Annotated in this window: 10 protein-coding genes; 8 read left to right on the top strand and 2 right to left on the bottom strand. The window is 64.9% G+C overall.

Annotated elements, in window-relative coordinates:
• Positions 1-121: 121 nt before the first annotated feature.
• The gene (gene dcp / locus GAK28_RS10330) at positions 122-2,308 is read left to right on the top strand and encodes a peptidyl-dipeptidase Dcp (RefSeq protein WP_291778205.1); all 2,187 of its coding nucleotides are present in this window, start codon (positions 122-124) and stop codon (positions 2,306-2,308) included.
• A gap of 81 nt (positions 2,309-2,389) precedes the next feature.
• Here the strand turns inward: dcp and GAK28_RS10325 are convergent, their stop codons facing one another.
• Entirely contained in the window at positions 2,390-2,800 is a 411-nt protein-coding gene (locus GAK28_RS10325; protein WP_291778202.1) for a hypothetical protein, read from the bottom strand.
• Positions 2,801-3,202: 402 nt separating this feature from the next.
• Complete coding sequence (gene putA, locus GAK28_RS10320) at positions 3,203-6,355, bottom strand: bifunctional proline dehydrogenase/L-glutamate gamma-semialdehyde dehydrogenase PutA (RefSeq protein WP_291778199.1); 3,153 nt, start codon at positions 6,353-6,355, stop codon at positions 3,203-3,205.
• A 294-nt stretch (positions 6,356-6,649) separates the two neighbouring features.
• Between putA and GAK28_RS10315 the strand changes: the two genes are divergently transcribed.
• From GAK28_RS10315 to GAK28_RS10285, 7 genes are all read left to right on the top strand, one after another.
• Complete coding sequence (locus tag GAK28_RS10315) at positions 6,650-7,162, top strand: DUF2244 domain-containing protein (RefSeq protein WP_291778195.1); 513 nt, start codon at positions 6,650-6,652, stop codon at positions 7,160-7,162.
• Entirely contained in the window at positions 7,159-8,061 is a 903-nt protein-coding gene (gene coxB / locus GAK28_RS10310; protein WP_291778193.1) for a cytochrome c oxidase subunit II, read from the top strand. The genes GAK28_RS10315 and coxB overlap by 4 nt, the downstream gene beginning before the upstream one ends.
• Before the next feature lie 37 nt (positions 8,062-8,098).
• The gene (gene ctaD, locus GAK28_RS10305; RefSeq protein WP_291778191.1) at positions 8,099-9,712 is read left to right on the top strand and encodes a cytochrome c oxidase subunit I; all 1,614 of its coding nucleotides are present in this window, start codon (positions 8,099-8,101) and stop codon (positions 9,710-9,712) included.
• Positions 9,713-9,715: 3 nt separating this feature from the next.
• Positions 9,716-9,841, top strand: coding sequence for a hypothetical protein (locus GAK28_RS10300; protein ID WP_291778188.1), 126 nt, complete (start codon positions 9,716-9,718; stop codon positions 9,839-9,841).
• A gap of 35 nt (positions 9,842-9,876) precedes the next feature.
• Entirely contained in the window at positions 9,877-10,767 is an 891-nt protein-coding gene (locus tag GAK28_RS10295) for a cytochrome c oxidase subunit 3 (protein ID WP_291778185.1), read from the top strand.
• 194 nt (positions 10,768-10,961) lie between these two features.
• Entirely contained in the window at positions 10,962-11,330 is a 369-nt protein-coding gene (locus GAK28_RS10290; RefSeq protein ID WP_291778180.1) for a hypothetical protein, read from the top strand.
• A 171-nt stretch (positions 11,331-11,501) separates the two neighbouring features.
• Positions 11,502-12,986: a trypsin-like peptidase domain-containing protein gene (locus GAK28_RS10285; RefSeq protein WP_291778177.1), complete on the top strand. Its 1,485-nt coding sequence runs from the start codon at positions 11,502-11,504 to the stop codon at positions 12,984-12,986.
• Positions 12,987-13,008: the final 22 nt, after the last annotated feature.

The raw sequence follows: 13,008 nt of genomic DNA, 5'->3' as shown, positions 1-13,008 counted from the left end.
TTGCGCGCGATCGCGCGCAAGCGCGCTCCTACGGCGCGTAACGTTACTTCCGATGGTTGTCCCCGACCTCGGACCACCGCTAGAGTCCCTCTTTTGTCAGTCACCAGGGGACGTCTCGCCCATGAAGGTCCGCACGCTCGTGATCGCCACCTCGATCGCCCTCACCGCCGCCTGCTCGTCGTCGAACGACGCCGACAAGGGCGCGGCTCCCGCCGCCAGCAGCACCGCGGCTCCCGCGCCGGCCACCACGGCCGCCGCCGCACCGGCCGCCCATGTGAATCCCCTGCTGACCAAGAGCGAACTGCCGTTCGAGGCGCCGCCCTTCGACAAGATCGTCGACGCCGACTTCCAGCCCGCCATCGAAGAGGGCATGAAGCAGGAACTGGCCGAAATCGACGCCATCGCCAACTCGACGGAAGAGCCGACCTTCGACAACACCATCGTTGCGATGGAGAAGTCGGGCGCGCTGCTCACCCGTGCGATGAACGTGTTCAGCTCGCTGACCAGCGCCAACACCAACGACGCGCTGCAGAAGGTCGAGGAAGACGAGTCGCCGAAGCTCGCCGCCCACGACGACGCGATCTACCTCAACGACAAGCTCTTCCAGCGCGTGCAGACCCTGTACGACAAGCGTGATTCGCTGAAGCTGGATCCGGAATCGGCTCGCCTGCTCGAAGTGAAGTACAAGCGTTTCGTGCACGCCGGCGCGAAGCTCTCCGAGGCCGACAAGACCAAGCTCAAGGACCTCAACAAGGAGCTGTCGACGCTCAGCACCAAGTTCACCAACCAGCTGCTCGCCGCCACCAAGGCCGGCGCGCTGGTGGTCGACGACGCCAAGGCGCTCGACGGTCTTTCGGACGCCGACCTTCAGGCCGCCACGCAAGCCGCCAAGGATCGCAAGCTCGACGGCAAGTACGTCGTGACCCTGCAGAACACCACCCAGCAGCCGGCGCTGCAGGGCATGAACAACCGTGACACCCGCGAGAAGCTGTTCAAGGCCTCGTGGGAGCGTGCTGAGCACGGCGACGCCAATGACACGCGTGAGACGATCGAGCGCATCGCCCAGCTGCGCGCCGAGCGCGCCAAGCTGCTCGGCTTCCCGAATTACGCCGCCTGGTCGCTCGACAACCAGATGGCGAAGACGCCGGAAGCCGCCGAGAAGTTCATGGAGCGTCTCGTCCCGGCCGCCGTCGCTCGCGCGAAGGCCGAGTCGAAGGACATCCAGGCCGTCATCGACCAGGAAAAGGGCGGCTTCCAGGTGCAGGCCTGGGATTGGGACCACTACGCCGAGAAGGTGCGCAAGGCCAAGTACGACCTCGACGAATCGCAGATCCGTCCGTACTTCGAGCTGGACAACGTGCTGCAGAACGGCGTGTTCTACGCCGCCAACCAGCTCTACGGCATCACCTTCAAGGAGCGCAAGGACATCCCGGTGTACCAGCCGGACGTCCGCGTGTTCGAGGTCTTCGACAAGGACGGCACCTCGATGGCGCTGTTCTATGTCGATTACTTCAAGCGTGACAACAAGAACGGCGGCGCGTGGATGAGCAACTTCGTCGACCAGTCGAAGCTGCTGGGCACGAAGCCGGTCGTCTACAACGTGGCCAACTTCACCAAGCCGGCCGCCGGCCAGCCCGCGCTGCTGTCGTTCGACGACGTGGTGACAATGTTCCACGAGTTCGGCCACGCGCTGCACGGTATGTTCGCCGCCTCGCAGTATCCGTCGCTGTCGGGCACGAGCACCGCGCGCGACTTCGTGGAGTTCCCGTCGCAGTTCAACGAACAGTGGGCATCGGATCCGAAGGTCTTCGCCAACTACGCCAAGCACTACCAGACCGGCGCGCCGATGCCGGAAGAACTGGTCACGAAGATCAAGAAGGCCAAGAGCTTCAACCAGGGCTACGCGATGAGCGAGCTGATCTCGGCCGCTCTGCTCGACATGCAGTGGCACATGCTGCCGGCCGACGCGCCCAAGCAGGACGCCGACAAGTTCGAGGCCGACGCGCTGAAGAAGGCCGGCTTCACCCTGGCCCAGGTGCCGCCGCGCTACCATTCCAGCTACTTCCAGCACATCTGGGGTAACGGTTACGCTGCCGGCTACTACGCCTACCTGTGGACGCAGATGCTCGATTCCGACGCGTTCGAGTGGTTCAAGGAGCACGGTGGCCTGACCCGCGAAAATGGTCAGATCTTCCGCGACAAGATCCTCTCGCGCGGCAACACGGAAGAATTGGGCAAGCTCTACCACGACTTCCGCGGCAAGGAACCCAGCATCGAGCCGATGCTGAAGGATCGCGGCTTGAAGTAATCGTCTCCGACGACGATCCGCAGAAAAAGGGCCGCTATGAAGCGGCCCTTTTTTTTGCGATGTCGGTCTCGGGCAACCCCGTCAGGGGATGAGCGTGATACTCGACAATCGAAGCGACCCTCCGCGCCAGGTCAGTCCCTGGATCTCATTGAGCGGACTGGCCCGGTACTCCAGATGCGTCCATAACGCACCGCCGCCGTCGTGACCTACGTGGCGGGGGCGAGAAAAGCTGAAGGACTGCACTTCCTTCAATGATCGACTCTCGATGAGGCCGATATGCGTATCTGTCGTGAGTCGGTCCACGCCGAGTCGGCAGACCATGCGTCCGTAAGCATGACGAAACAGGATGCGGCAATCGATGTGGTGGCCGCCGCGGCCCGTCAATACACGTTCGTCATCGAGTTGCTCGATAAGCAGGTCGGTGCCCCGGGTGTCGATGATGAGTTCGCCCAGGTCGTAAATGCCGTTCTTCTCGAACGATCGACATGTCATGTCATTGAAATTGATGTCGACGCTTTGTGCGCCGAGGAGTCCACGCCCATCTGCGAGCAGGGTTCGAGCGCAAGATTCCTTGCCGTCCCGATTTCGCTCTGTGGGGGCCGCCCTGGAGCGACGAGGCGACGCTTTGGGGCGCCCCACGACGGACTTGGCGCCGGATGAATGCGTGGGAAAGGACGGGTGAAGCGGAGCAATGCTTGTAGCCGGTAGCGACGTCATGTCGCAGTCCTCCCTGAGGGGGTGGACGTCGGGTACCGGCCGACGCGTTGAATTGAGTTTTAACTGTCTTCCTGATCGAAGTGAATTGCAATAGGCCGGTTGGCCGCAGGCATGAAAAAAGCCGCGTTCCTCACGGAACGCGGCTTTAGGGACGTCGCTGCCGAATCGACTTAGCGATTATTCGCCGATGGTCAGCAGCGAGGCGTTGCCGCCGGCAGCCGTGGTGTTCACGGTGAGCGTGCGCTCACCAGCGAAGCGGAGCAGGTAGTGCGGGCCACCGGCCTTGGGGCCGGTGCCGGACAGGCCTTCGCCGCCGAACGGCTGCACGCCGACGACCGCGCCGATCTGGTTGCGGTTGACGTAGCAGTTACCCACGCGTGCGCGGCTCGAGATGAACTCGATGGTGTCGTCGATACGGCTGTGGATGCCCAGCGTCAGGCCGTAGCCGGTAGCGTTGATCTGGTCGACCACCTTCTCCAGGTCGGCGGCCTTCCAGCGGATCACGTGCAGCACCGGTCCGAACACTTCGCGAGTGAGCACGTCCAGCGACGGGATCTCATAGGCGCGCGGTGCGAAGAAGGTGCCGTTCGCGGTGGCTTCCGGCAACGCGACCTCGGCGATCTTCTTCGCCTCACGGTCCATGCGGGCCGCATGGTCGACCAGGATTTTGCGAGCATCCTCGTCGATGACGGGGCCGACATCCGTGGACAGCAGGCCCGGATCGCCGATCTTCAGTTCGGCCATGGCACCGGCGAGCATCGCGATCACCTTGTCGGCGATGTCTTCCTGCACGAACAGGATGCGCGCGGCGGAGCAGCGCTGGCCGGCCGACTGGAAAGCGGAGGCGACGACATCTTTGACGATCTGCTCGGGCAGGGCCGAGGAGTCGGCGATCATCGCGTTCTGGCCGCCGGTCTCGGCGATCAGGGCGGCGATCGGGGCGTTGCGGGCGGCGAGGGCGCGGTTGATCGCCCAGGCGGTGTCGGTGGAGCCGGTGAAGGCCACGCCGGCCACGCGCGGGTCGCGGGTGAGGGCGGCGCCGACCGTGGCGCCGTCGCCCGGCAGGTACTGGAGCACGTCGACCGGCACGCCGGCCTCGTGCAGCAGCTTCACGGCGAGGTGGCCGATGAGCGAGGTCTGCTCGGCGGGCTTGGCGATGACAGCATTGCCGGCGGCCAGCGCGGCCGCGACCTGGCCCAGGAAGATGGCCAGCGGGAAGTTCCACGGGCTGATGCAGACGAACACGCCGCGGCCGTTGAGGAACAGCTGGTTGCTCTCGCCGGTGGGGCCGGGGAGCTGTTCCGGCTGACCGAACAGGCGGCGGGCCATCGTGGCGTAGTAGCGCAGGAAGTCGGCGGCCTCGCGGATTTCCGCGATGGCGTCGGGAAGGCTCTTGCCGGCTTCGCGCACGCACAGCGCGATGAACTCGGCGCGACGGTGCTCGAGCTGCTCGGCGGCGTGTTCCAGGATGGCGGCGCGGCTGGCGGCCGGCAGGCGATCCCAGCCGTGCTGGGCGGCGACGGCGGCGGACAGGGCGCGCTCGACCAGGGCCTGGTCGGCGTTTTCCACCGTACCGACGATGCGGCGGCGGTCGGACGGATCGGTGACCTCGACCTTGGCACCCGAAGCGGTGGCGCCCGCGACCAGCGGGGCGGCCTGCCACGGACCGCTGTGGCGGTTGACGGCGTCGGCGAGTTCGTTGAGCTCGTTGTCGTTTGCGAAGTTCATGCCCATGGAATTCTTCCGAAGTTCGCCGTAGAGATTGACCGGCAGGGGAATGCGGGGGTGGGGAATGGAGGCGAAGGCGCGGACCGTCTCGCAGGGATCGGCCACGAGGTCGCGCACGGGCACCGACTCGTCGACCACGCGGTTGACGAAGCTGGTGTTGGCGCCGTTCTCAAGCAGGCGGCGGACCAGGTAGGGCAGCAGGTCTTCATGGCTGCCGACCGGCGCGTAGACGCGGCAGGGGACGTTGAGCTTGTCCTTGCCGATCACTTCCGCGTAGAGGTCGGCGCCCATGCCGTGCAGGCGCTGGTGCTCGTACGGGCGACCCTTGGCGATGTGGTGGATCGCGGCGATCGTGTGCGCGTTGTGCGTGGCGAACTGCGGGTAGATCAGGTCGCTGCCGGCGGTGAACAGCCGATGGGCGCAGGCCAGGTAGCTGACGTCGGTGTTGGGCTTGCGCGTGTACACCGGATAGCCCGACAGGCCGTTCTCCTGGGCGCGTTTGACCTCGGCGTCCCAGTAGGCGCCCTTCACCAGGCGCACGAACCAGCGGCGGCCGGTGGCGCGGGCCTTCTCGGTCACCCAGTCGATCACGAACGGCGCGCGCTTCTGGTAGGCCTGGATCACGATGCCCAGACCGTTCCAGCCTTCCAGCGACGGGTGCTCGAAGACGTCGCCGATGATGTCCAGCGACAGTTCCAGGCGGTCGGCTTCCTCGGCGTCCACCGACAGGGCGATGCCGTTCTTGAAGGCCAACTGCGAGAGTTCGAGCAGCTTGGCGCCCAGCTCAGCGCGCGCACGGGCGCGGTTGGGCACTTCGTAGCGCGGGTGCAGCGCCGAGAGCTTCACCGAGATCGACGGCGCCTCGAGGTTGCTCGTGAACGGACCGCGGCCACCGAGCGCGTTGATCGCGTCGCGGTAGTCCTGCTGGTAGCGCTCGGCCGTGGCCTGGGTGAGGGCCGATTCGCCGAGCATGTCGTACGAATAGCGGTAGACGGCGTGTTCTTTTTCCTCGGCGCGATCGAGGGCTTCCTTGATCGTGCGTCCCATCACGAACTGGTGGCCCATGATCCGCATCGCCTGGCGCACCGCGAGGCGCACCACCGGCTCACCGGCGCGACCGACCAGGCGACGCAGGCCGGAGGTGAAGTCCTTGCGGGTTTCCTCGGCGAGGTTGACCAGGTGGCCAGTGAGCATCAGGCCCCAGGTGGAGGCGTTGACGAAGACCGACTCGCTCTGGCCCAGGTGTTTCTTCCAGTTGGCGTCGCCGAGCTTGTCGCGGATGAGCTTGTCCGCCGTGCCCTTGTCGGGGATGCGCAACAACGCCTCGGCCACGCACATCAGCAACACGCCTTCCTCGGAGGAAAGGTCGTACTGGCGCATGAAGGATTCGACGGCGCTCTGGTCCTTGGCACGCGCGCGGACGCGGGTAACCAGGCCGGCAGCCACGTCGATGACGTGCTCGCGTTCGGTCGGAGGCAGGCTGGCCTGCGCGAGCAGGTCGTTCACGGCCTCGGTTTCGTCGCGCAGCCAGGCGGCCGTGATGCGCGCACGCGCCGGCTCGGCGCCGGTCGGGAGTTCGGGACGGAGGATGGAGGGGTTCACTTGGGTGGCTTGGGGGGACTGGGAGACCGGTCATTGTAGGGTAGGGCGCAGCATCTTGTGTGCTGCTTTGCAGGGTGAATCGTGAAGCGTAAGCGGCGGCCCCGCCGCCTTGTGAACCGTGCGCTCCCGTATGCGACTTACGGTCAGCGCTTCACCCTTCACCAAGGGCTGCCTTGGCACTTCCGTCAGGCGTCACCTCCACGCTGTCGACATTCCCTGCGACATTCCGTCACGTGACAACCTTGCCGCATCCTGTTGGGCGCCCTATCATCCGAGCGTTCCAGGCACGCCAGGATGTCCATGATCGTGCTTCGACAGACCGCCGCGGGTCAGCCGCGCGTGTTGTGGCTCAAGCCCAACCGTGCGCTGGACAAACGCGGCCTGTGGAGGCTCATCATCGCCCTGTCGGCGATAGCCCTGGCGACGGCGCTGTTCGGCGCATGGCAGGGGAACGTCTTCGCTCCCGTGTTCGCGCTGGTCGAGGCCTTCGTCGTGGGGTTCGCGCTTGGCGCGGCCTGGCGGGCCGGCGACAGGGGTGAACGCATCGCGATCGACCGGGATACGCTGGAGGTTCGGGTGGTACCCGGTCGCCGGGTTTCGCACTTCCAGACATACTGGGTCAGGGTGGGGCTGGTCCAACGCAACGGGCGGCAGCGCCTGTTGCTTACATCGCACGGCAATGAGCTCGAAATCGGCGCGTTCCTTGGGGAAGAGGAACGGGTCGACGCCTCAAGGAAACTCATGGTGCTGCTATCCGAAGCCATCCGGACAGACGCGCAGGTAGGTTCAACAAAGGTGCAAACATGACATCTGGCGGCATCGGACGATCGGTTTCGACGTGGGCTGCGGGGGCCGCAGCTTTGCTGGGAGGGACGGCGGCATGGGCCAACCCGGTACCCAACCAGCTGAACATGACCAAGGGCGTCAGCGAATGGTCGCCCTACGCGATGCACATGGTGGCGCTGTGGGTCTGCGTGGTCATTGGCGTCGTCGTCTTCGGCGCGATGTTCATCGCGATGTTCCGCTTCCGCAAATCGCGCGGCGCCGTCGCCGAGAAGTGGTCGCACAGCACCAAGCTCGAAATCGTCTGGACGGTCGTCCCCGTCATCATCCTCATTTTCCTGGCGCACCTGGCCACGGGTGGTCTCACCACCTTCGCCGACACCACGGGCTCCGAGATGACCATCAAGGTCACCGGCTACCAGTGGAAATGGCGCTACGACTACGTCGACTACAAGGGTAAGGGCGTCAACCAGGTGGGCTTCATGTCCAAGCTGGAAGAAACCTCCGACCGCACCCGCCAGCTTCGCTCCAACCTCGACCCGGAGAAGATCCAGGTCGACGGCTACCCCACCTACTTGCTCGACGTGGACAAGCCCCTCGTCGTACCGGTAGGGGTCAAGATCCGCTTCATCATCGTCGGCGGCGACGTCATCCACTCGTGGTGGGTACCGGCGCTGGGCTGGAAGATGGACGCCATTCCGGGCATCGCCAATTCCGCCTGGACCAAGATCAAGGAACCGGGCGTCTATCGCGGCCAGTGCGCCGAATTGTGCGGCCAGGACCACGGCTTCATGCCGATCGTGGTCAAGGCGGTGCCCCGGGCCGAATTCGAGCAGTGGCTGGCCTCCCAGGAGGACGCGGCCAAGGTCGAGAAAGCCGCCCAGACCGCACAGGCCGCTCCCGCCCCGGCTCCCCAGGGTTAACCGAATCCACGCAGCATTAGTGTAGAGGTGCAAGTCCATGGCGCATGAAGCCACCCACGACCACCACGATCACCACGGTGCCCCTTCCGGATTCTTCCAGCGATGGGTGATGTCCACGAACCACAAGGACATCGGCACGCTTTACCTGATCTTCTCGCTGACGATGTTCTTCATCGGCGGCGCGTTCGCGATGGTGATCCGCGCGGAGCTGTTCAAGCCGGGCATGCAGCTCGTGCAGCCGTATTTCTTCAACGAAATGACGACGATGCACGCGCTGGTGATGATCTTCGGCGCGATCATGCCCTCCTTCGTGGGCCTGGCGAACTGGATGATCCCGCTCATGGTCGGCGCGCCGGACATGGCGCTGCCGCGCATGAACAACCTGTCGTTCTGGATCATGCCGTTCGCCTTCATCCTGCTGCTGTCTACCCTCTTCATGCCGGGCGGCGGCCCCGCCGGTGGCTGGACGATGTACCCGCCGCTTTCGCTGCAGGGTGAATCGATCGCCTACACGATCTTCGCGATCCACCTGATGGGTATCAGCTCGATCATGGGCGCGATCAACATCATCGCCACCATCCTCAATATGCGCGCTCCAGGCATGGACCTGCTGAAGATGCCGGTCTTCGTGTGGAGCTGGCTGATCACGGCCTTCCTGCTGATCGCGGTGATGCCGGTGCTGGCCGGTGCGGTGACGATGCTGCTCACCGACAAGTACTTCCACACCAACTTCTTCAATGCCGCCGGCGGCGGCGACCCGGTGCTGTTCCAGCACATCTTCTGGTTCTTCGGGCATCCCGAGGTGTACATCATGATCCTGCCGGCGTTCGGGATCATCTCGGAGATCATCCCCACCTTCGCCCGCAAGCCGATCTTCGGCTACCGCGCGATGGTGTTCGCCATCGCCTCCATCGCCTTCCTCTCGTTCATCGTCTGGGCGCACCACATGTTCGCCGTGGGCCTGCCGATGGGTGCCGAGATCTTCTTCATGTACGCCACCATGCTCATCGCGGTGCCGACGGGCGTGAAGGTGTTCAACTGGGTGTCCACGATGTGGGGCGGCTCGATGACCTTCGAGACGCCGATGCTGTTCTCGATCGCCTTCGTGATCCTGTTCACCATCGGTGGCTTCTCGGGCCTGATGCTCGCCCTGGCCCCGGCCGACTTCCAGTACCACGACACGTACTTCGTGGTGGCGCACTTCCACTACGTGCTGGTGACCGGCGCGGCCTTCTCGATCATGGCCGCCGCGTACTACTGGCTGCCGAAGTGGTCGGGCCACATGTACAGCGAGACCTGGGGCAAGATCCACTTCTGGTCGAGCGTCATCTCGGTCAACGTGCTCTTCTTCCCGCAGCACTTCCTCGGCCTCGCCGGCATGCCCCGTCGCATCCCGGACTACAACGTGGCCTTCGCCAACTTCAACATGATCAGCTCGATCGGCGGCTTCTGGTTCGGCGCCTCGCAGCTGATCTTCCTGGGCGTGGTGATCCACTGCGTGTTCTTCTCGAAGAAGAAGGCCGCGGATCGCTCCTGGGAAGGTGCCAAGGGCCTGGAGTGGACCGTGCCGTCGCCGGCGCCGTTCCACACCTTCGACGTGCCGCCGGTCATCCATGACGATGAGCTGGCCCACGGCAACACGGAGCACTGATCGATGACGACGATGTCCACCGACGAGCTTGCCACGCGCCGCCGCCAGGCCAAGCGCACCGCCATGATCGCGGGCGGCGTCGCGCTGGGCATCTTCGTGATGTCGATCGTGCAGATGCTGAAGATCTAGGCCGCCAACGAACAGAACATCCACGGGAAGACACCATGGGTCAGCAGCAACACGACGTCTATTTCGTACCGAGCAAGAGCTATTGGCCGATCGTCGCGGCCGTCTCGATGTTCGTCACCGTGTTCGGCGCCGCGCACTGGCTCAATGCCCAGCCCGGTGACGCCGGTTTCGGCAAGACCGTGTTCTGGGTCGGCGTGGTGGCCATCCTCGGCATGTTCTTCGGATGGTTTCGCTCCGTCATCCGCGAGTCGATGAGCGGCAGCTACAACGACCAGGTGGACCGCTCGTTCCGCATGGGCATGATGTGGTTCATCTTCTCCGAGGTGATGTTCTTCGGGGCCTTCTTCGGCGCGCTGTTCTACGCCCGCATCTTCTCGGTGCCCTGGCTGGGCGGCGAAGGCCACGGCGTGCTCACCCACCAGTTCATCTGGGAAAACTACAACGCGGCCTGGGGCGCGTCAGGCGGCGGTGGTCCGGGCAAGATCGGCGGTTCCTTCCAGACGATCGCGGCGTGGGGCCTGCCGCTGCTCAACACCCTGATCCTGCTGTCGTCGGGCGTCACCATCACCATCGCCCATCACGCGCTCAAGGCGGGACACCGCAAGGCGCTGTTGATCGGCCTGGGTGCCACCGTGCTGCTCGGCTGCCTGTTCCTGTTCTGCCAGGCCCACGAGTACGCCGAGGCGTACGAGCACTTCAACCTGACCCTGGGTAGCGGCGTGTACGGCGCCACGTTCTTCATGCTCACGGGCTTCCACGGCATGCACGTGACCCTGGGCACGATCATGCTGGCGATCATCTGGCTGCGTTGCGCCAAGGGACACTTCACCAAGGACGACCACTTTGGCTTCGAAGCCGTCGCCTGGTACTGGCATTTCGTGGACGTGGTCTGGCTGGGATTGTTCCTGTTCGTCTACGTGCTTTGACGATGCCGGCTCCCCATGGGAGCCGCGATGCCTGACGGCCAGCTAAAGATTTGGCATCCGAATGCTGAATGACGCAGGGATGCGTCAAGCTCTATTGAGGTATTTCGCACGATACTGCGGCCATCCCCCGGTGATGGCCCGAAACCAGCGTGTCGCCACCGTCGCGTCCCCGACTGGTCCAGGAATCGCGCCCCATGATGGAGTCGCTCAAGCCCCTTCTGTTCGCCGCCGTCGCGGCGGCCTCGCTCTCCCTTGCCGGCTGTACGGAATGGGTGCGTCCCGGCACCGATCCGCAGACCCGCGACGCGGACCTCGCCAGTTGCAAGGCGTACGGCTACAACCGCGTGGCACCGAACATGGTCACCTACATGTCGAGCGAGGGTTACTACGAGAAGGGCGAGACCAAGTGCAAGACGCGCGACGACGGCACGCAGGTCTGCAAGGAGAAGAGCGGCACGTACCACGATCCGATCTATTCGGATAAGGACCTCAATGGCGACGCGCGCGACGCCTTCATCGACGACTGCATGTATCGCCGCGGATACGTGCAACAGCAGAAATAACCGCGTCGTCCGAGCCCTACGAAAATGAAGGGATATCGCCTGCCATGATGCGCGAGGCGATCTTTCGACGGGTATCGGATACCGCCAGGGGCTGCCTCATCTCCGCTTGATACGATCATCCCTGGCCTTCGGCCGAAGGTCAGGGATGCTGTATTTACAAGGAGATGTTCGATGATACGGAGAGTCGATGCGCGCCTGTCGCGCTGGTCGTTTGCGTTGGTGTCGCTGGGTTACGGCCTGGCCGCAGTCGCTGGCGAGGCGAGCCTGCTGCCATCGTCGGCGGACGCGCGCTACCACGCGGCGGGGCAATTGGTCGCTTCGAGCCATTGCACGGCATCGCTCGTTGCCGGATCCGCCACACCCGACCCGGATCGATCGGCCCTGCTGCTTACCTCGGCGCATTGCGTTCTTGACGACGCCTTCGTCGATGGCGCAAACGAGGTGCAGGTCGATACCCCTGCGGGGGAAGGCTGGCGCTTCACGCCGGGTTACTTCCAGGACAATCAGGCGAACCATCGCGCTTTCGACGTGCGGCGTGTCCGCTACGCCAAGATGAAGGGCGTGGACATGGCGGTCGTGGAGCTGGATGCCACCTATGGCGACCTGGCGGCGGCCGGTGTGCAGCCCCTTGTGGCGGCATCGCCGCACATCGTTGGCGACCTGCCCATCGAGCTGGTCCATGTGCCGGTGGATGGCGTGGCGGAGGACGACCAGTTCCTGCGCCTGTCGACCTGCGAGGCGGGCGAACCGCTGCGCCTGTTCGAAGGCCCTCGATTCTGGACGCAGGCGTCGCGCACGGATTGCGCGGGTGTGGCGGGCGGCAGCTCCGGCTCGGCGGCCCTGCGCGCAGGCACGTCGGAGGTGGTGGGTGTGATGGGCACCAAGGTCGATGCGCGGTTCGCCGGTTGCGGCGTCCATCGTCCCTGTGAGCTGACCGAAAGGGCGCCGGTGTCCCGCGAGGGCGCGAGCTATCTCAGTCTGGTGGCGCCATTCATGGCGGCGTTTCGCGCGGACGGAAGCTGGGACGGTACCGCGCTCGATCCCGGCGACGGCGTGAAACTGGGGCGTGTCGTGCCGCAGTTCACCCGTGGCGACATCCCCGGCGAGGACGGCGCGATGCCTGCCCCGTGGGGTGTGATCGTGGACGACTACACACGGTGGGTGCGCTACAAGCAGGGGGACGCCGCATCGATCGATTGCGCCGACCCGCAGGGCTACAGCGTGCCGGTCTATGCGGCGGATCGCCCGTGGGAGGCCCAGCCGCTGGAGCGCGCGGAGGGTGCCTATGCGTTGTGCGTGCTGGGCCAGAAGGGCATCGACAACGACTGGCAGGCGCCGGAGCACGCCAGCGTGCTGCTGCGCGTCATCGACGATACGCCACCGAGCGTCGCGCCGGAGGTGGACATCCGGGAGGAATCCGCCGATACGTGGACGGTACAGCTCGTTGCAGGCTACCAGCCGCCGTATCTGCTCAAGGTGGGCAGGCTGGGGGCCACGGATTGTGGCGATGACCAGAAGTACCGGAGCGTGGCATCCCCGTTCATCGTGCTACCCAAGGCCAAGGCGCCGTTCCGTGTCTGCGTGAAGGCGATGGATCAGGCGGGCAACGTGTCGCCGGCGGGTTCCAGGGACTTCGAGGCCCCCGTGGCGGAATGACGGGTTGGATCGGTGTCGCCGG

Source organism: Luteibacter sp. (genome assembly GCF_009912395.1).
GTDB lineage: Bacteria > Pseudomonadota > Gammaproteobacteria > Xanthomonadales > Rhodanobacteraceae > Luteibacter.
The sequence above is the reverse complement of the archived record's forward strand: the minus strand, read 5'-3'. Positions and strand labels throughout refer to the sequence as shown.